Origin of the sequence: Streptomyces sp. Wb2n-11 (assembly GCF_001049855.1) — a bacterium.
GTDB lineage: Bacteria > Actinomycetota > Actinomycetes > Streptomycetales > Streptomycetaceae > Streptomyces > Streptomyces altiplanensis.
In genome coordinates, this window is the sequence record NZ_CVPB01000001.1 from 1,751,973 (window position 1) to 1,770,546 (window position 18,574).

Annotated in this window: 20 protein-coding genes and 2 pseudogenes; 13 read left to right on the top strand and 9 right to left on the bottom strand. The window is 70.9% G+C overall.

Annotation, left to right across the window (positions count from 1 at the left end; genetic code table 11):
• Positions 1-6: 6 nt before the first annotated feature.
• Both BN1555_RS07700 and miaA read right to left on the bottom strand, forming a co-directional pair.
• Positions 7-444 carry a hypothetical protein gene (locus BN1555_RS07700; protein ID WP_093798677.1) on the bottom strand — a complete coding sequence of 146 codons (438 nt, stop codon included), beginning with the start codon at positions 442-444 and terminating at the stop codon, positions 7-9.
• Between the two features lie 107 nt (positions 445-551).
• Positions 552-1,490, bottom strand: a complete 939-nt coding sequence (miaA, locus tag BN1555_RS07705) for a tRNA (adenosine(37)-N6)-dimethylallyltransferase MiaA (protein ID WP_093798678.1) — start codon at positions 1,488-1,490, stop codon at positions 552-554.
• Between the two features lie 183 nt (positions 1,491-1,673).
• On the opposite strand from miaA, the gene BN1555_RS07710 reads away from it, so the two are divergent.
• Together BN1555_RS07710 and BN1555_RS07715 are read left to right on the top strand one after the other, a co-directional pair.
• Entirely contained in the window at positions 1,674-1,910 is a 237-nt protein-coding gene (locus BN1555_RS07710; RefSeq protein WP_093798679.1) for a hypothetical protein, read from the top strand.
• 24 nt (positions 1,911-1,934) lie between these two features.
• Positions 1,935-2,207, top strand: a complete 273-nt coding sequence (locus tag BN1555_RS07715) for an antitoxin (protein ID WP_093798680.1) — start codon at positions 1,935-1,937, stop codon at positions 2,205-2,207.
• A gap of 123 nt (positions 2,208-2,330) precedes the next feature.
• Here the strand turns inward: BN1555_RS07715 and BN1555_RS07720 are convergent, their stop codons facing one another.
• Both BN1555_RS07720 and miaB read right to left on the bottom strand, forming a co-directional pair.
• The gene (locus BN1555_RS07720; protein WP_093798681.1) at positions 2,331-3,056 is read right to left on the bottom strand and encodes a class III extradiol dioxygenase subunit B-like domain-containing protein; all 726 of its coding nucleotides are present in this window, start codon (positions 3,054-3,056) and stop codon (positions 2,331-2,333) included.
• A gap of 131 nt (positions 3,057-3,187) precedes the next feature.
• On the bottom strand, positions 3,188-4,672 hold the full coding sequence (miaB, locus tag BN1555_RS07725; RefSeq protein ID WP_176709989.1) for a tRNA (N6-isopentenyl adenosine(37)-C2)-methylthiotransferase MiaB: 1,485 nt from the start codon (positions 4,670-4,672) through the stop codon (positions 3,188-3,190).
• A 70-nt stretch (positions 4,673-4,742) separates the two neighbouring features.
• Here miaB and BN1555_RS07730 point away from each other — a divergent pair, with 70 nt between their 5' ends.
• A complete protein-coding gene (locus tag BN1555_RS07730) occupies positions 4,743-5,738 on the top strand; it encodes a TAXI family TRAP transporter solute-binding subunit (protein ID WP_093798683.1) in 996 nt (331 codons plus the stop codon).
• Between the two features lie 21 nt (positions 5,739-5,759).
• Here BN1555_RS07730 and BN1555_RS07735 read toward each other — a convergent pair whose 3' ends face one another.
• Together BN1555_RS07735 and BN1555_RS07740 are read right to left on the bottom strand one after the other, a co-directional pair.
• Positions 5,760-7,154 carry a sensor histidine kinase gene (locus BN1555_RS07735; RefSeq protein ID WP_093798684.1) on the bottom strand — a complete coding sequence of 465 codons (1,395 nt, stop codon included), beginning with the start codon at positions 7,152-7,154 and terminating at the stop codon, positions 5,760-5,762.
• Positions 7,155-7,160: 6 nt separating this feature from the next.
• Positions 7,161-7,871, bottom strand: a complete 711-nt coding sequence (locus BN1555_RS07740) for a response regulator transcription factor (protein ID WP_093798685.1) — start codon at positions 7,869-7,871, stop codon at positions 7,161-7,163.
• Positions 7,872-8,127: 256 nt separating this feature from the next.
• On the opposite strand from BN1555_RS07740, the gene BN1555_RS07745 reads away from it, so the two are divergent.
• The 8 genes from BN1555_RS07745 (at position 8,128) to BN1555_RS07775 (ending at position 14,551) form a co-directional block, all read left to right on the top strand.
• Entirely contained in the window at positions 8,128-8,913 is a 786-nt protein-coding gene (locus BN1555_RS07745; RefSeq protein ID WP_093798686.1) for an amino acid ABC transporter ATP-binding protein, read from the top strand.
• A 34-nt stretch (positions 8,914-8,947) separates the two neighbouring features.
• Positions 8,948-9,862 (top strand): glutamate ABC transporter substrate-binding protein, encoded by a 915-nt coding sequence (locus BN1555_RS07750; RefSeq protein WP_093803267.1) that lies wholly within the window; start codon positions 8,948-8,950, stop codon positions 9,860-9,862.
• Between the two features lie 112 nt (positions 9,863-9,974).
• A complete protein-coding gene (locus BN1555_RS07755; protein ID WP_093798687.1) occupies positions 9,975-10,622 on the top strand; it encodes an amino acid ABC transporter permease in 648 nt (215 codons plus the stop codon).
• Positions 10,619-11,584 carry an amino acid ABC transporter permease gene (locus BN1555_RS07760; RefSeq protein WP_093798688.1) on the top strand — a complete coding sequence of 322 codons (966 nt, stop codon included), beginning with the start codon at positions 10,619-10,621 and terminating at the stop codon, positions 11,582-11,584. Before BN1555_RS07755 ends, BN1555_RS07760 begins: the two co-directional genes overlap by 4 nt.
• 143 nt (positions 11,585-11,727) lie before the next feature.
• Entirely contained in the window at positions 11,728-13,416 is a 1,689-nt protein-coding gene (locus BN1555_RS07765; protein WP_093798689.1) for an FAD-dependent monooxygenase, read from the top strand.
• Positions 13,417-13,463: 47 nt separating this feature from the next.
• The gene (locus tag BN1555_RS41575) at positions 13,464-13,535 is read left to right on the top strand and encodes a putative leader peptide (protein WP_369689027.1); all 72 of its coding nucleotides are present in this window, start codon (positions 13,464-13,466) and stop codon (positions 13,533-13,535) included.
• 78 nt (positions 13,536-13,613) lie between these two features.
• Complete coding sequence (locus BN1555_RS07770) at positions 13,614-14,165, top strand: cupin domain-containing protein (protein WP_093803268.1); 552 nt, start codon at positions 13,614-13,616, stop codon at positions 14,163-14,165.
• Positions 14,162-14,551: a rhodanese-like domain-containing protein gene (locus BN1555_RS07775; protein WP_255305930.1), complete on the top strand. Its 390-nt coding sequence runs from the start codon at positions 14,162-14,164 to the stop codon at positions 14,549-14,551. Before BN1555_RS07770 ends, BN1555_RS07775 begins: the two co-directional genes overlap by 4 nt.
• Before the next feature lie 75 nt (positions 14,552-14,626).
• Here the strand turns inward: BN1555_RS07775 and BN1555_RS07780 are convergent, their stop codons facing one another.
• From BN1555_RS07780 to recA, 3 genes are all read right to left on the bottom strand, one after another.
• Positions 14,627-15,043 (bottom strand): ArsR family transcriptional regulator, encoded by a 417-nt coding sequence (locus BN1555_RS07780; RefSeq protein WP_093798691.1) that lies wholly within the window; start codon positions 15,041-15,043, stop codon positions 14,627-14,629.
• 150 nt (positions 15,044-15,193) lie between these two features.
• Positions 15,194-15,757, bottom strand: a complete 564-nt coding sequence (gene recX / locus BN1555_RS07785) for a recombination regulator RecX (RefSeq protein WP_093798692.1) — start codon at positions 15,755-15,757, stop codon at positions 15,194-15,196.
• Between the two features lie 45 nt (positions 15,758-15,802).
• A complete protein-coding gene (gene recA / locus BN1555_RS07790) occupies positions 15,803-16,930 on the bottom strand; it encodes a recombinase RecA (RefSeq protein WP_176709990.1) in 1,128 nt (375 codons plus the stop codon).
• A gap of 589 nt (positions 16,931-17,519) precedes the next feature.
• Between recA and BN1555_RS41580 the strand changes: the two are divergent.
• Positions 17,520-17,855, top strand: a pseudogene (locus BN1555_RS41580) (response regulator transcription factor).
• A 58-nt stretch (positions 17,856-17,913) separates the two neighbouring features.
• Positions 17,914-18,530, top strand: a pseudogene (locus tag BN1555_RS40220) (MMPL family transporter); the annotation flags it as partial.
• Positions 18,531-18,574 lie beyond the last annotated feature (44 nt).

An 18,574-nucleotide genomic window follows, 5' to 3' on the forward strand; every position in this document is an offset into this window, starting at 1 on the left:
GGGCGGTCAGCGGAGGCGGGCCACGCGCCAGACGGCCAGCGCGACCAGGCCGGCGCCCACGACGACGTACAGCGCGATCATCCGCCAGTCGGGACGCTTGCCCGAGTCCTTGGACGGCAGGCCGGGCCAGGTGTGTCCCACGCGGCGGGCGGCCATCATGCCCCAGCCCGCGGCGCAGCAGCTGATCAGCAGCCCCAGCATGGCGACGACCGCTCCGCCGTCGCCGAACTCGAAGGCCAGGGGGAAGGCGAACATCAGGGAGCCCAGGGCGGCGAGTCCCACGATCGGCGCGAGCTGCCAGATCCGCAGGCGCCGCTGCGGGCGCAGCTCGACCTCGACCTCGGGCCCCGTCCCCGCCCCGGACGCCACGTCCTGGTCGTCGGGCCCGTCGGGGCTCAAACGGTCCGGATCTTCCTGTGCTGTGTCACGAGGGCCGGCTTCCATCGCCACGCGCCCTCCCAACTTGGACTCCACTGGTCGATCGAAGCTTGATGATGGCACGGGCCCGGGCACCGGAATGACGGGCGGAGCGTCCCGATGCCATCACGTGATCAGGCTGTAACCGCTCGTTCGACCAATGTCAGCGCCCGCTGCGGGAGTTCCGCGCGGTCCTCGGCCGCGCCGCTCAGCCAGTGCACCCTCGGATCCCGGCGGAACCACGAGTCCTGGCGGCGGGCGAAACGCTTGGTGGCGCGCACGGTCTCGGCGCGCGCCTCCTCCTCGGTGCACTCCCCCGCCAGCGCGGCCAGTACCTGCTGGTACCCCAGGGCGCGTGCGGCCGTACGCCCCTCCCGGAGCCCTTGCGCCTCCAGGGTGCGCACCTCGTCCACGAGCCCCGCCTCCCACATGCGGTCGACGCGTGCCGCGATGCGTTCGTCGAGCTCGGGGCGGCCGACGTCGACGCCGATCTGGACGGTGTCGTACACCGAGTCGGGGCCCGGGAGATTGGCCGTGAACGGCTTGCCGGTGATTTCGATCACTTCCAGCGCGCGGACGATGCGCCGGCCGTTGCTCGGCAGGATCGCGCGCCCCGCGTCGGGGTCTGCGGCGGCGAGACGCGCGTGCAGGGCGCCGGGTCCTCGCAGCTCCAGTTCCTCCTCCAGCCGGGTCCGTACCGCCGGGTCGGTGCCGGGGAACTCGAGTGCGTCGATGGCCCCCCGTACGTAGAGCCCCGAGCCTCCGACGAGGACGGGCGTACGGCCGTCGGCGAGGAGCCGGTCGATCTCCGCGCGGGCGAGCCTCTGGTACTCGGCGACGCTGGCAGCCTCGGTCACGTCCCAGATGTCGAGGAGGTGGTGCGGGACGCCGCCGCGCTCGCCGGGCGTCAGTTTGGCGGTGCCGATGTCCATCCCCCGGTAGAGCTGCATGGAGTCGGCGTTGACGACTTCCCCGCCGAAATGCTGGGCGAGGGCGACGCCCAGATCGGACTTTCCGGCTGCCGTGGGGCCGACAACGGCGATGACCCGCGGTGCGGGAGCTGCAGTTCTCACTGCCCCAGTCTCGCAAACCCCGCGGCACCTCCCCGAACGAGTTACGTGACGGCACGCGGCCGGGTTCGTTTCCTGTTGCGAGGTTCCGACCGCCGGTTTACGGACCGGTGCCCCTGGGCGACGCAATGAGACGCTCCGGACGGGCGCGGAATTTCGCCCACACGAGTAATATATGGAGCAGATATGGGCCTTTTTGCACGGTTTCGCCGCAAGTCCAAGGATGTCGTGGAGGCGTCGCCCGAAGAGGCACAGGCCGACGCTCTGACGGGCGGCTCCCCGGAAGAAGCCGCCGCGGAAGGCGCGGCCGAGAAGGGCGCCGGGACTTCTGGAGCCGCCGAGGGGGAGGGCGTCGAGATTCCCAAGCAGCAGTCCGCGGACGAGGCGGCCGACAACGAGGCCGGAGAGAACGCCCATAAGTAGCCCCCCGAAGAGCGAAGGTGATCCATGGGTTTCCTGGATTCGTTGAAGGCCAAGATCGCTCCTGCGAAGGACAAGGTCTCGGATCTCGCGCAGCAGCACGAGGGCAAGATCGAGCAGGGTCTGAGCAAGGCCGCCAAGGCGGTCGACAGCAAGACCAAGGGCAAGTACAGCAGTCGGATCGAGTCGGGAACGGGCAAGGCCAAGCAGGCCCTGGACCGCATCGCTCACAAGGACGACAGGACCGGCGGGACGAGCGGCACCGGCACTGCGCCGCCGCCTCCCCCTCCGGCCCCCTGACCCGCGGTGTCCTGACAAGCGGCAACGGCGGACGGCCGCGGAGCGCACGTCGCTCCGCGGCCGTCCGCCGTGCTTGGGTCTTTGACGTTCCCGACGGTTCCGTTCCCGACGGCTTCCCGGGGCTCAGGACCAGGCGGCGACGAAGTAGCCGACGCCGTAAGGGGCCTCCTCGTACAGCAGCCGGCCGTCGAGACCGGCGCCCTCGGCGGCGCCCGCGAGGACCTGCCAGGGGGCCCGGCCCGCCGCCTTGAGCTCGTACGCCACGTGCTCGTCCAGGGCCAGCAGGGCGGCCGTGTCGGCCGTGCCCAGCGCCCGCGCCGCTGCCGCGTCGAAGCCGTCGGCCCGTTCGTCCAGATAACCCGGTGCCTTGAGCGTCCGGCAGGCGCTGCCGTCGCCGAGCACGAGAAGGGCGACCCGCTCCGCCCGTGCGGCGAGTTTCCGGCCCTCGTCCGCGCACCTGCCGCTCGCAAGCCGCTCCCCGACTCCGAGGCCCTCCACGGGAGCGTCCGCCCACCGGGTACGGGAGAGCAGCCAGGCGCCCACGGCGAGGGACTCCGGGAGCTCGCGCCCCGCGGCGCTCGCCCGGTCGTCCTCCGCCGTCGCGCCGAGGCGCACACCGAGATCGACGCCGAAGCCCCGGAAGCCGCCGACGCTCCCCCGGGGGTACGTTCCGGTGCCGTCCTGTCCCGCGGGGCCGACCACGACCAGCAGGTCGGGGCGGGACGCCGCGAGCGCCCCGAGAGCGTCCGCGCAGGCGTCCCGTGCGGCGTCGAGTTCCCGGGCGGCCCCGGAGGCGACCTCGGGGACCAGGAGCGGCGGGCAGGGGCATACGGCGGCGGCGACGAGCATGCCCGGAAGCCTAGTACCCCTGCGGAACGCCGTTCCGAGGCTCCGGGGCCTCAGTGTCGTACGGCAGCTCCCGCGCACGGGACGCCCGCGTCCCCGGTCCTCCCCGGCGCACGGGCCGGCCGCCGACCGGCTTACTGGACGGAGCAGCCGCCCGTGGCCGCGGGCAGCGGCTCCGGTACGCCGATCTTCGGCAGCCCCAGGAGAACACCGGCGCCCTGCTCCGGCTCCGCGGTGCGCCGCTCCCAGGCGTCGCCCGCGCGGGTGCGGCGCACCGCCTTGGAGGGGCCCTCGGCCAGCAAGTGGTGCGGCGCGGCGTAGGTGATCTCGACCGTCACCACGTCACCGGGGCGTACGTCCTCGTCGGGCTTCGTGAAGTGGACGAGGCGGTTGTCGGGGGCGCGGCCGGAGAGGCGGTGCGTGGCGCCGTCCTTGCGGCCCTCGCCCTCGGCGACCATGACGTCCACCGTCCTGCCGACCTGCTTCTTGTTCTCCTCCCAGGAGATCTCCTCCTGGAGGGCGACCAGGCGCATGTAGCGCTTCTGGACGACCTCCTTGGGGATCTGGTCCTCCATGGTGGCGGCCGGCGTTCCGGGGCGCTTGGAGTACTGGAAGGTGAAGGCCTGTGCGAAGCGCGCTTCGCGGACCGTGTGCATGGTCTGCTCGAAGTCCTCCTCGGTCTCGCCGGGGAAGCCCACGATGATGTCGGTGGAGATGGCGGCGTGCGGCATCGCGGCGCGCACCTTCTCGATGATGCCGAGGAAGCGCTCCTGGCGGTACGAGCGGCGCATCGCCTTGAGCACCGTGTCCGAGCCGGACTGGAGCGGCATGTGCAGCTGCGGCATGACGTTCGGCGTCTCGGCCATCGCGGCGATCACGTCGTCGGTGAAGTCGCGCGGGTGCGGCGAGGTGAAGCGGACGCGCTCCAGGCCCTCGATCTTCCCGCAGGCGCGCAGGAGCTTGGAGAAGGCCTCGCGGTCGCCGATGTCGGAGCCGTAGGCGTTGACGTTCTGGCCGAGCAGGGTGATCTCGGAGACGCCCTCGGCGACCAGTGCCTCGATCTCGGCGAGGATGTCGCCGGTCCTGCGGTCCTTCTCCTTGCCGCGCAGCGCCGGGACGATGCAGAAGGTGCAGGTGTTGTTGCACCCGACGGAGATGGAGACCCAGGCGGCGTACGCGCTCTCGCGTCGCGTCGGAAGGGTGGACGGGAACGCTTCCAGCGACTCGGCGATCTCGACCTGCGCCTCTTCCTGGACGCGGGCGCGCTCCAGCAGCACGGGCAGTTTGCCGATGTTGTGCGTGCCGAAGACCACGTCGACCCAGGGGGCCCTCTTGACGATGGTGTCGCGGTCCTTCTGCGCGAGGCAGCCGCCGACGGCGATCTGCATGCCCGGCCGCTTCGTCTTCATCGGGGCGAGCCTGCCGAGGTTGCCGTACAGCTTGTTGTCGGCGTTCTCCCGCACCGCGCAGGTGTTGAAGACGACGACGTCGGCGTCACCGTCGGCGCCCTCCGGCGCCCGGACATATCCCGCGCCCTCCAGGAGGCCCGAGAGCCGCTCGGAGTCGTGGACGTTCATCTGGCACCCGTAAGTGCGCACCTCGTATGTCTTCTCGCTCATCTCGTACACCAGAGTACGGGGCCGGGCACCCCCTGGTTCCCGAGGGGAGTGAACTGGCAGGATCACGCGCATGCCCCAGGTCCTCCCCGGCATCAGCCGCCGCCGCGCCCTCCAGGGGGCCGTCGCCGCCTTCGTGGTGTCCGGACTGCTGCTGTGGTGGCTCCTGCCGATCGGGGAGACCTCGCCGCGCGGGAGGATCACGTTCAGTACGGGTGTGACGACCGGGGTCTACCAGCTCTACGGCGAACTCCTGGGCGAGTCCCTCGCCCGTGATCTCCCCGAGGTGGACATGCGGCTGCGGACCAGCGAGGGGTCGCAGCAGAACCTCGCACGGCTGGCGAGCGGGGAGGCCGATTTCACCATCGCCACCGCGGACGCCGTGGCGAAGTACCAGCGGGACCGCATGCCCGGTGCGGAGCGGCTGCGCAGTTGTGCGCGGTTGTACGACGACTATGTGCAGCTCGTCGTGGAGAAGGGCTCCGAGGTGCGGTCCGCGGCGGATCTGCGCGGCAGGCGGGTCGCGGTGGGACAGGACGGTTCGGGCGTACGGCTGGTGGCGAACCGGTTGCTGGAGGCCGCCGGGCTCGACCCCGAGCGGGACATCGTCCCGGTGTCCGCCGGCATCAACACCATGCCCCGGCTGCTGGAGGAGGGCGGGATCGACGCCTTCTTCTGGTCGGGCGGCCTGCCCACCAGCGCCGTGCGGAACCTGTCGGAGCGCATGGCGATCCGGCTCGTATCGCTGGGTGATCTCGTCGACGAGCTGCACGCGGCGGGTGGTGCCTCCCGCCACTACCGGTCCGCCGTGATGCCCGCCGACGCGTACTCCGAGGTGCGGGGCGGGGTGGCCGTGCCGACGGTGGCCGTGGCCAATCTGCTGGTGACCACGGACCGTACGGACGCCGGGCTGACGGAGGGGCTGACCCGCTCGGTGATAAGGAGCCGGGACCGCATCGGCAACGAGGTGCACGCGGCGCAGCTGGTGGATCTGCGGACCGCGATCTACACCGATCCGCTGCGGCTGCACGAGGGCGCGCAGCGCTACTACCGGTCGGTCAAGCCGTAGCCGCGAGGGCGGCCGGGCCGGTCAGGCGGTGGGGGGCGTGCGGGGGACCGTCACGGTCACCCGCAGCCCGTGGGGCGCGTTCCGGGCGTACGACATGGTGCCGCCGCCGGCGAGGAGCAGGGCCCGCGAGATGGACAGGCCGAGGCCCGATCCCTTGATGTTCTGGTGGCGGTTGCTGCGCCAGAAGCGGTCGCCGACGCGGGCGAGTTCGTCCTCGGTCAGGCCGGGGCCGCCGTCGGCGACGGTGATCGTGCAGGTCTCCCCGTCCGGCGCGACCGCGACCTCGACCTCCTCGCCCGGGGGTGTGAACTTCAGGGCGTTGTCGATCACCGCGTCGAGGGCGCTGGAGAGCGCGACGAGGTCGCCCCACGCGGTGACGGCCGCCGGGCCTTCGTACGCGAGGCGTACGCCCTTGTCGTCCGCGAGGGGGTGCCAGGCGGCGACGCGCTCGGTGACCAGTTCGCCGAGGTCAATCAGCCGGAGGTGGGCGGGGGCGTGTTCGGCCAGCGCCAGGTCCAGCAGGCTGTCCAGGACCTGTGCGAGGCGCTTTCCCTCCGTGCGGACGGAGGCGATCTCCTCGTTTCCGGGCAGGTCGAGGTGGAGGAGCTCGATCCGCAGGAGCAGGGCGGCCAGCGGGTTGCGCAGTTGGTGGGAGGCGTCGGAGACGAAGGCGCGCTGCTGCTCCAGCACGTCCTCGACGTTGTCCGCCATCTCGTTGAACGACCGGGCCAGGCGCCTGAGTTCCGGCGGCCCGCTCGCGGCCGCGACGCGCGAGTTCATCAGGCCGGTCGCTATGTCGTGGGTGGCCGCGTCCAGGACGCGTACGGGCCTGAGCACCCAGCCGGTCAGCCGGAACGCGGCGCCGACCGCGACCAGCATCGCCGCACCCTCGCCCGCCGCGATCAGCACCCAGCCGTACAGGGTCCGCGAACGCATCTGCCCGGTGGGCGAGTCGGTGACGACGACCGCGACCACGTCGCCGTCCCGGACCACCGGCGAGGCGACGAACAGCCGGCCGTCCTGCCAGGGCCAGACCTGCTGCGGGTCGTGACTGCGACGCTTGTAGAGCGCCTCCTGGAAGGCGTCACGGCCCTCGCCCCACGCGGGAACGGACCAGTTCGCGGGAGCGCTCGCCATGGATTCGCCGTCGCGGTAGAAGACCCCCGCCCGGATTCCGTACACCCCGTGGTAGCTGTCGAGTTCGGTCTCCAGGGTCCTGCGCCGCTCGTCCTCGGCGCTGTCCTTGCGCTCGGTGACGAACTGGGCGAGCGCCGCGAAGCGCGCCGTGTCGTCGATCCGGTCGACGACCACCCGCTGCTGCTGCGCGGCGGCCACGCTGACCGCGAGCGGGAGGCCCAGCGCGAGGAGGATGCCCGCGAGGAGGACGATGAGCAGCGGGAGGAGGCGGGCGCGCACGCGGGGTTACGGGCCCTGTACCGCGGCCGGGACGACGAGCCGGTAGCCGACACCGCGCACGGTCTGGATGAGCGCGGGCATCCGCAGTTTGGAGCGCAGGGAGGCCACGTGCACCTCCAGGGTGCGGCCGGTCCCCTCCCAGCTCGTACGCCAGACCTCACTGATGATCTGCTCCCGGCGGAAGACGACGCCGGGGCGCTGCGCGAGGAGGGCGAGCAGGTCGAACTCCTTGCGGGTCAGCTGGACCTCGGTGCCGTCGACGCTGACGCGGCGCGTGGGCAGTTCGATGCGTACGCCGCCGAGCCGCAGGGCGGTGCCGGCGGCCGTGGCGGACACCGGCGCGTCACCCGTCGCCTTGCGCCTGCTGACGGCGTGGATACGGGCGAGCAGCTCGCCGGTGTCGTACGGCTTGACGACGTAGTCGTCGGCGCCCAGGTTGAGGCCGTGGATGCGGGAGCGCACGTCGGCCCGCGCGGTCACCATGATCACTGGGGTGTCGCCGCGCTTGCGGATCTTGCCGCAGACTTCGTAACCGTCCTGGTCGGGCAGTCCGAGGTCGAGCAGCACGACACCGAAGGGCTCCTTCTCGGCCGGCAGGAGCGCCTGGATCGCCTCTTCGCCGCTGCGGGCGTGGACGACCTGGAACCCGTGCCGGACGAGGATGGCGGAGAGGGCCGCCGCTACGTGGTTGTCGTCCTCGACGAGCAGCAGTCTCATGGTCGGCCCCCTCTCCGGTGAAATCTTCATGAATTGGTCTCAGGGCATAAACGCCGATGCGTCACGTTCCAGTCAAGACCCTTCCCGTTACGGGCATGTTCCGTTATGGAGCCGGTATCCCCGCCCGGAGTCCCGTTCACGCGGTGTGTCCGGTTGCGGCCGGATCGTTATGCTCAATTTCAGCTCAGATGTAATGACGCTGCTCGCAGCGGCTGACTAGGGTCCTCCCAACCGAGGAGGACGGAGCAAGAAGCCGATGAGCGGAGTTTCAGTGACCAAGGCCGCCGATGACGCTGCGCCCGCAGCCGACGACCTGGTCGTGCTGAGCAACGTCAACAAGCACTTCGGCGCGCTGCATGTGCTCCAGGACATCGATCTGACCATCGCCCGTGGCGAGGTCGTGGTCGTCATCGGACCCTCCGGGTCCGGAAAGTCCACGCTGTGCCGCACCATCAACCGCCTGGAGACGATCGACTCCGGTGCGATCACGATCGACGGAAGGCCGCTGCCCCAGGAGGGCAAGGAGCTCGCCCGGCTGCGGGCCGACGTCGGCATGGTCTTCCAGTCGTTCAACCTCTTCGCACACAAGACGGTGCTGGAGAACGTGACGCTGGGCCAGATCAAGGTCCGCAAGGCGGACAAGAAGGCGGCGGAGGAGAAGGCGCGCACCCTGCTCGACCGGGTGGGTGTCGGCTCGCAGGCGGACAAGTACCCGGCGCAGCTCTCCGGCGGTCAGCAGCAACGCGTCGCGATCGCCCGGGCGTTGGCCATGGACCCCAAGGTCATGCTCTTCGACGAGCCCACTTCGGCGCTCGACCCCGAGATGATCAACGAGGTGCTGGAAGCCATGCAGCAGCTGGCACGCGACGGCATGACGATGGTGGTCGTCACCCACGAGATGGGCTTCGCGCGCTCGGCCGCCAACCGTGTCGTCTTCATGGCGGACGGCAAGATCGTCGAAGAGGCCACGCCCGACCAGTTCTTCAGCAATCCGCGCAGCGACCGGGCCAAGGACTTCCTGTCGAAGATCCTTCACCACTGACGACTCACGACCTACGACATAAGGGATGTTCACGATGAAGCTCCGCAAAACGGCTGCTGTCGCCATTGCCGTGCTCGCCCTGACCGCGACCGCCTGTGGCGGCGACACCGGTACCGCGGGTGACAAGCCGAAGGCCCCGACCGGCGGCAAGGAAGCCCCCAAGCTGCCGACGTACACGGTCGCCAAGGACGTCAAGATCGACTCGCCGACGCTGAAGAAGGCCCGGCAGGCCGGCAAGATCACCTTCGGCGCCAAGAACGACCAGCCGTACCTCGGCTTCGAGGACACCGACGGCAAGCGCTCGGGCTTCGACATCGAGATCGCCAAGATGGTCGCCGCCGACCTCGGCTTCTCGGCCGACCAGATCGTCTTCAAGACGGTCGACTCCGGCGTCCGCGAGACGACCATCTCCAAGGGCGACGTCGACCTCTACGTCGGTACGTACACGATCAACGACGAGCGCAAGAAGCAGATCGGCTTCGCCGGTCCGTACTTCATGGCGGGCGCCGACCTCCTGGTCCGCAAGGACGAGACGGCGATCACCGGACCCGACTCCGTCAAGGGCAAGAAGGTCTGCTCGATCGTCGGCTCCACTCCGCTCCAGGAGATCAAGAAGCCGAAGTACGGCGCGAAGGCCATCGAGCTCTCGAAGTACTCCGAGTGCGTGCAGCAGCTCATCAACAACGAGGTCGACGCGGTCACGACCGACGACGCGATCCTCAAGGGCTACGCCGCCCAGCGTCCGACGAAGCTGAAGGTGCTCGGCAAGCCGTTCACCAAGGAGCCGTACGGCATCGGCATGAGCAAGGCCGACAAGGCGCTGCGCGAGGCGGTCACCAAGTCGCTCGAGACGCACATCAAGAACGGCGACTACAAGAAGGCGTACGACGCGACGCTCGGCCTGTCCGGCTCGCCGTTCACCGAGCCGCCGGCGCTCGAGCGCTACTGATACCGCCGTCTTCGGTGGTGTCCTGCCGGGCCCCGTACGCGCTTGAGGGGAGCGTACGGGGCGCGGTGTCCCCTGCCCGTCCGCTGCTGCTGCCGCCCACGAGGACTTCCCCGTGAATGTATTGCTCGACCACTTGCCGGAGTTCCGTGACGGTTTCATAGGAACCGTGCTGCTGACCGCCGCCAGTGCGCTGCTCGCGATGGTGCTGGGCGTCGTGATGGCCGGTTTCCGGGTCTCTCCCGTACCGCCCCTGCGGTTCTTCGGCACCGCCTGGGTCACACTCTTCCGCAACACCCCGCTGACGCTGCTGTTCCTCGTCGCCTGGTTCGTGGTGCCCGCCGTCTTCGGCACCGGCATGAACCCGTGGACGAAGGCGCTGCTGGCGCTCGGCTTCTACACCTCCGCGTTCGTCTGCGAGGCCGTCAGGTCCGGTGTCAGCACGGTGCCGCTCGGTCAGGCCGAGGCCGCCCGTTCACTGGGCATGACCTTCTCCCAGACCCTGCGCATGATCGTCCTGCCCCAGGCCACCCGCACCGTGATCCCGCCGCTGAGCAGCATCTTCATCGCGCTCACCAAGAACTCGGCGATCGCGGGAGCATTCAGTGTCACCGAGCTCTTCGGGGTGCAGAAGCTGCTGAGCGACAAGGGCTTCGCCATCGCCCCGATCTTCCTCTGGGTGGCTCTCGCCTACCTGGTCATCACCTTCACCATCAGCGGTCTCTTCCGGCTGCTCGAGCGGCGCCTGGAGGTCGCACGATGAGTTCGAGCGTCCTGTACGACGCCCCGGGTCCCAACGCCCGGGTACGCAACCGCATCTACAGCGTGGTCGGTTCCCTGCTGGTCCTCGGTCTGATCGCCTTCGCGGTCTACCGGCTCGCGGACCGCGGCTACTTCGCGCCCGAGATGTGGAACATCTTCAACAACGCCGGTGTCCGGGCGAACATCCGCGACGGCGTCCTCTCCACCCTCCAGGTCTTCGTGGTGGCGGCAGTGCTGTCGCTGGCCCTGGGCGTGCTGCTGGCCGTGGCGCGGCTCTCCGACCACCGTGCCGTCAGCGCGGTGGCCGCCGGGTTCATCGAGCTGTTCCGGGCCGTCCCGCTGCTGATCACGATCTACGCGATGTGGGTCCTGTTCCTGACCTACAAGAACAACCTCGGGTTCATCGGCGAGAGTTCGGCCTACTGGGCGCTGGTCATCGGACTGACCGTCTACAACGCGTGCGTCCAGGCCGAGGTGCTCAGGGCGGGCGTCAACGCCGTGCCCAAGGGGCAGGTGGAGGCGGCGTACGCGCTGGGGCTGCGCAAGTCGCAGGTCATGACGATGCTGCTGCTCCCGCAGGCCGTCCGCTCCATGCTGCCGACGATCATCAGCCAGCTGGTCGTGACCCTCAAGGACACCTCGCTCGGCTACATCATCACGTACGCGGAGCTGCTGTACGCGGCCCGGACGATGGCCAACAACATCATCGTCAATGACGACAATCCGTATGTCCCCGTCGTCATCGTCGTGGGTGCCATCTACGTCGCGATGTGCCTGGCGCTGTCCTCGCTCGCCACCTGGGTCGAGAAGCGCGGCCGCCGGGCCAAGACCGGCATCGCGCCGGCCGCCGCCGCCGAACCGCTGGAGGCTCCCGGAGTGCTCGACGCCGGCGGCGGGCCGCTGGGACCGCGCGTGGAAGGCGGGGCCGGAGGTACCGAAGGGCCTGACGGCAAGAAGAACTGACGAAATGTGAGGCAGCGGCCCCCGCGCCGCTGCCTCTGTCACTTGACGCAAGCACCCGCAGTGGGTTGCATACGTTCTGTGATCGTGCACCGGGTTCCACCTGCCGCTTCCCGCATGTCCGTACGGACTGGAGGGGACGCTCCGTGGACCCGGTGATCGTCGTCGGGGCCGGTCCTGTCGGACTGGCCCTCTCCCTGGCTCTCGCCGGCCAGGGTGTGCCCTCCGTCGTGCTCGACGAGGGGGCGGGCAAGGACGAGCCCCGCACGGCCCGTACGGCCGTCCTGCGGCCGGACACCGCCGAGCTGCTCGAACGGCTCGGCTGCGCCACGGTCCGTGACGACGGGGCGCGCTGGACCGGATGGCGGTCCATGCGGCGCAATCAGGAGATCAGGCAGGTCGATTTCGGCGACGCCGACGGTCCGTCCTCCCCGGTGCACCTGCCCCAGCACGACCTGACGCGCGGGCTGCGGGACGCCGTCACGGCGCACGAGCTGGTGCGGACCGTGCCGCACGGACGTCTCGACACCATCGAGCAGGACGGCGGCGGCGTCACCGCGCACACGCGTGAGCCCGGGTCCACCTCGTGGCGCGGCAGCTTCCTGGTCGGCTGCGACGGGGCGAGGTCGACGGTGCGCAAGCTCCTCGACATCCGCTTCCCCGGGCGTACGTCGGTCGAGAGGCACGCCGTCGCCGCGCTGCGTACGGAACTGCCCCGGCCGGACGAGGCGTTGCTGCACCGCATGCCGCCGTGGCGGACCGGCGGGCAGGAAGTGACCGCCCGTCCGCTGCCCGGTGGTGTGTGGCGGCTCGACTGGCTGCTGCCGCCGCGCGGTGAGCTCGTCACTCCCGAGGCCCTGCTGGCGCGGATCCGGGACACGCTGGGCGGCTGGCGCGGCGAGACACCTCCGTACGAACTCATCGACACCGGCGTGTACACCGTCCACCACCGGCTGGCCCGCAGGTGGCGGGTGGGGCGGGCGTTCCTCGCCGGGGACTCCGCCCACCTGCTCGGCGCGCTCGGTACGCAGGGCCTCGACGAGGGGCTGCGGGACATCGACAACCTGGCCTGGAAACTGGCACAGGCCTGGCACCTGGGGGCCTCGGAGACGCTGCTCGACAGCTACCAGGCCGAGCGGCGCACCGCGGTCGCCGCGCGCCTGCGCGCCGCCGACCAGGCGCTGCCGGTACTGCGGGGCAGCGGGCTGCGGACGTACCTCTCCGGTACCGCGCGCGGGCACGACACCCTGCTCACGGACGGGCACCTGGGGCGCGGGGCGCTGGGAGCGCCGCCCGAGTACACGCACTCCCCGCTCACGCCCCTGCACACCGAGGCGCAGACGCTCGTCGGTACGCCCCTGGGCGGGCCGGTGGCGGACGTACGGGCGACCGCACCCGACGGCACCACGGTGCGGCTGCGGGACCGGCTGGGGCGCGGACGGCAGCTGGTGGTGCTGGTCGCGCCGGGGACGGGCGTGTGGGACCGGCGGCACTGGATGACCGCGGGGCTGATGCCCCGGCTGGCCGCGGCCGTGACGGCTCTGCCGGTACGCGCGGAACTGCTCGTCGCGGAAAGCTACCCGGGGGCGTCCGCGCACACCGTGCTGCTGGTACGGCCCGACGGGCATCTGGTCGCGGCGTTCCACGGAGTGCGGCCCGCGGAGCTGTACGCGGCTGCGGACGCGGCGCGCGGGGGCGCACCGGCGGCGACGCAGGCCGGGCCGGGGCCGCAGCGCTCCGAGAAGCCCGCACATGCCGGCCGGGCGGATCAGGCCGATCAGGCCGACATGGCCGGCCGGAGCGACCGGAGCGACCGGACCGCGGACATCAATTGACCGCCGCTGGTCTGGGTGGTCTACTCCGGAGCGTGACCGACACCGACGTGCGCCTGTGGCGGAGGGTCCATATGGACCTCGTCCGCTACGCGGGCTGCGTGTGTTCCGTGTCCTGCTGATTCGCCCTTCTCTCCTCGCGCCGTGCCGTGCTGTGGTTCCGGCCGCGCGTTCTCGCGAACTTCTTCAGGACGGTCCCCGTGTCTCTTTCCGTACGTTCCTCCGGCGCGCCCGAAAGCCTTCCCCGGAGCGCGACGTCTTCGCCCTCTTCCTCGGAGCTGCTCGCATTCGTGCGCCGCATCGCAGCCGACGCTTTCCTGGTGGCCTCCCTGCCGCTCGATCCCGGAGGCCGTACCTGGGTACGGCTCGACGGGCCCGGGGGCAGCGAGGCCTGGCTGATCGGCTGGCCGCCCGGCACCGGCACCGGCTGGCACGACCACGGCGGCTCGCACGGAGCCTTCGCCACCGCGGCGGGCACGCTGCGGGAGGAGTCGCTCGCGGCCCGCATCCCGACGGAGGGCTGGAAAACACTCGGACTCGCCGACGGGATCGACCGGGAGCGGCGGCTGACGGCAGGCCGCGGACGGGCCTTCGGCGCGCACCATGTGCACCAGGTACTGAACGAGTCGGTGGACGAGCACGCCGTCTCGGTGCACGCGTACTACCCGCCGCTGCCGATGATGCGGCGCTACAGCCGTACGGGAGCGGTGTTGCGTCTGGAGCAGGTCGAGCGTCCTGAGGAGTGGCAGTGAGCAGCGGACCCACCGGCATCGACGAACTGCTGGAGCGGGTACGCGAAGGGCTCGACCGGATCGGGCCGCAGGAGGCGTACGACGCCGCCGCGGCCGGTGCGCTGCTGGTGGACATCCGGTACGCCGCGCTGCGTGAGCGGGACGGACTGATTCCCGGGGCACTGGTCGTCGAGCGCAACGAGCTGGAGTGGCGGCTCGATCCGCAGGGCAGCCACCGGGCTCCGGAGGCCACCGGTCATGATCTGCGGGTGGTGGTGATCTGCAACGAGGGGTACGCGTCGAGCCTGGCGGCCGCTTCGCTGCGGCAGCTGGGGCTGCACCGGGCGACGGACCTCGTCGGCGGGTTCCAGGCGTGGCGAGCGGCGGGGCTGCCCGTCGCCCCGTGAGGAGAAGGCGGTAAGGCGCGTCTTCCTGGGAGGACGCCCTTTACCGCGCTGCTGTGTTCACCAGTCAGGCTGTGCTCACAGCCGAGCTTCACTGCTCGGCTGTCGCCACCTGCACCTCCACCGAGCCGCCCCTGAGTGCCACCCGGCCGGGAGAGCCGTCGCCACCAGGGCGAGGAATCCCGCCGCGTCGGCCACCGTCGCGTACACCAGCGGCTGCACGGCGAGGGAACGCCGGTCCCCGGCAACCGCCCGCCGGCAGCGTTCGCGGCGCGCGCTCTTGCCTCCGGTCTCCTCGTAGAAGCCGTACCTGGCGGGCTCACGGAGGTGGTGACTGGTGGCGCCGGTGTTCAGGCCGAGGATACGGGCGAGGATCGCCGCGGCGGCGGAACCGTGGAGGGAGAGGTGTTGGAGGATCTTCCGGCGGCGCGGCTGCGCCGACGCCTTGGGGGCGGTGAGACCCGCGATCCCGGTACCGCCGGGGTCCTGTGCCATGCCCGCGCTCTCTCCTGTGCGCAGTGTGCCCATAGGGGGTGCACAGGAGTGGACCTGCGTCTTCGACCGGGGGTTCCCCTCGCGCGGGGCCGCGGAACCGGTGCCCGGAGGCACCCGGTCCGGGCCGGCCCGTCACGGCGGGCGCCCGGTCTAGAGAGGGTCGTAGCCCAGGTCGTCGTCCGTGGCCTCGCCTTCTTCCTCCAGGGCACGTCTGACCACCCGCAGGGCCATGCCCTCGGGGTAGCCCTTGCGAGCCAGCATGCCGGCGAGGCGGCGCAGCCGGCGGTCGCGCTCCAGGCCCCGGGTCGAGCGGAGTTTGCGGGCCACGAGCTCGCGGGCCCTCTCCTCCTCCTGGTCGGAGTCGAGCCGGCCCACCGCGTCGTCGATCAGGGTGGGGTCCACGCCCTTGTTCCGCAGCTCCCGTGCGAGCGCCCGCCGGGCGAGGCCCCGGCCGTGGTGGCGGGACTCCACCCAGGCGTCCGCGAAGGCCGCGTCGTCGATGAGTCCGACCTCCTCGAAGCGGGACAGCACCTCGTCCGACACCTCGTCCGGGATGCCCCGCTTGTGGAGTGCGTCCGCGAGCTGTCTGCGGGTGCGCGCGGTCCCGGTGAGCAGGCGCAGGCAGATGGCCCGCGCCTGCTCACCGGGGTCCTGGGGCGGCAGCCCCTTGCCGGCCCTCGACGGGCCGGGGCTGCCGCTCCCCTCGGCGTCCATGCCTTCGCTTGCGCTTCCCGGCCAGTCCGTCCTCCGGGTCACGGTCTAGCTCTTGGCTGCCGCGGGCTTGGCCGTCTTGGCCTTGGTCGCCGGAGCCGGTACCGCCTTCACACCGTCGGCCGCGGCCGGGGTGCCGACCGCCGCGTCCGCGCCGGGCTCTGCCCCCGGAACCACCGGCTTGACGCCGACGCCCAGCTTTTCCTTGATCTTCTTCTCGATCTCGTCGGCGAGATCGGGGTTGTCCTTCAGGAAGTTACGGGCGTTCTCCTTGCCCTGGCCGAGCTGGTCGCCCTCGTACGTGTACCAGGCACCCGCCTTGCGGACGAAGCCGTGCTCGACGCCCATGTCGATCAGGCCGCCCTCGCGGCTGATGCCCTGCCCGTAGAGGATGTCGAACTCGGCCTGCTTGAACGGCGGCGCGACCTTGTTCTTGACGACCTTGACGCGGGTGCGGTTGCCGACCGCGTCCGTGCCGTCCTTGAGGGTCTCGATGCGGCGGATGTCGAGTCGTACCGAGGCGTAGAACTTCAGCGCCCGGCCACCGGTCGTGGTCTCCGGCGAGCCGAACATCACGCCGATCTTCTCGCGGAGCTGGTTGATGAAGATCGCCGTGGTCCCGGACTGGTGCAGCGCACCCGTGATCTTGCGCAGCGCCTGGCTCATCAGCCGGGCCTGGAGACCGACGTGCGAGTCGCCCATCTCACCCTCGATCTCCGCTCGCGGCACCAGGGCCGCGACGGAGTCGATGACGATGAGGTCGATGGCGCCCGAGCGGACCAGCATGTCCACGATTTCGAGCGCCTGCTCGCCGGTGTCCGGCTGGGAGAGGATCAGGTTGTCCGTGTCGACGCCGAGCGCCTTGGCGTATTCGGGGTCGAGCGCGTGCTCGGCGTCCACGAAGGCGACGGTGCCGCCGGCCTTCTGCGCGTTGGCCACGGCGTGCAGCGTCAGTGTCGTCTTACCGGAGGATTCCGGTCCGTACACCTCCACCACACGGCCGCGCGGCAGCCCGCCGACGCCGAGTGCGATGTCCAGCGCGGTCGAGCCGGTGGAGATCACTTCGATGGGGTCGTTCGGCCGGTCGCCGAGACGCATCACCGCGCCCTTGCCGAATTGCCGTTCAATCTGAGCGAGCGCGGCGTCGAGCGCCTTCTCGCGGTCGGTGCCTGCCATGGGTTCCACCCGATTTGCTTGTGTCGATCGCTTCACGTCAAAGACGCTATCTCCTGCCACTGACAACGCGTCCCGACGCCGTCCTGACCTGTGGATAACCGCGGGCAGCCCTTGCGGCTTCACGGCCGGAATCCCATGAGAATGGATGTTCGATTTCAGTGTCAAGCGCACCACGCCGACCGTCCCGGGGCCCTCTGCCCGCCTGCCCTCCGGGTCCCGGCCCTCCCCCGGCGCACCGTGACGCTCGGCGTCGCGACCGGTGCCGCCCTGGTCACGGTCGTCGTCACCCTGGTGCGCGACCCGGACGCGTTCGAGTCTCCCGGCCGGCTCCTGCACGCCTGGGCGCTCATCGCCGTCGGCTGCTCGGCCCTCCTGTGGCGCCGGCGGTGGCCGGCGCCCGTCGCGGTGGTCACCCTGCTGTGCTGCGCGGCGTACTTCCCGGTCAGCCCCGTCGGCCTGCCGCTGCTGCTCCTGGCCTTCGCGTACGCGCTCTACACCGTCGCCGCCCGGGGACACCTCGCCGCCGCCGTCGCCCTCGACACCGGCAGCGGCTTCCTCGTCGAGGCCCGCATCCCGGCCGGGGCGGTGCGTGATCCGCGTGATGCTGGCCGACGACCAGACGCTCGTACGGGCCGGGTCCCGCTCGACCCTCGACGACGGGGACGACATCGAGGTGGTCGGCGAGGCGGCCGACGGCAACCAGGCCCTGGCGCCCGCCCGCGAGCTGCGCCCCGATGTCGTCCTGGATGGGCCTGGTCGGCGCCGGACTGTCGAACGACGAGATCGCCCAGCGCCTGGTGCTCAGCCCGGCCACCGCCAAGACGCACGTCAGCCCGATCATGACCAAGCTGCGTGTGCGCGACCGGGCACAGCTGGTGATCCTCGCCGACGAGAGCGGCATGATCCCCCGGGGTGGCTGGGCTGACCGCGCCCCTTCCCCGCTCCCCGCACCTGTGACACAACTCCTGGGGTACGCCGATCTTCTGGTCGGCGGGTCCACCTCCGCGACCGAGGACTTCGCCGCGACGGTCCCGGACCGGATGCCGCTGTTCGTCGCGATCGTCGTGGGGGTCTCCGCGCTGCTGCTCGTCGTGTTCCGGTCGGTCCTGATCCCCGTCGAGGCCGCGCTGCTCAATCCGATCAGCATCGGGGCGGCGCTCGGCGTGATCACACTGGTCTTCCAGCACGGGTGGTTCGGCGTCGGGCCCGGTCCCATCGAGGCGTTCATTCCGGTCATGATCTTCGCGATCGTCTTCGGGCTCTCCATGGACTACGAGGTCTTCCTGCTCTCCCGCGTCCAGGAGAGTGGGAACGCACCGGGGACGCGGCGGAGGCGGTGCGTGAGGGGCTCGCGGCGACCGGCAAGGTGATCACGGCGGCCGCGGCCGTCATGACCGTGGTGTTCGCGGCGTTCGTGTCCAGCCCGGACCGGATGCCCCAGCAGTTCGGCCTCGGCCTGGCGGTCGCGATCCTGCTGGACGGCGTCGTCATCCGCTGCCTGATCGTGCCCGCGGTGATGCGGCCGCTCGGGCGTCGCGCGTGGTGGCTGCCGTCCTGGCTGCGCGGGGCGCTGCCGCGGGTGCGGCTGGAGCACCGCTGACACAGCGCCGGCGGCTCGTACGCGAACGGAACCGGGGCCGGGGC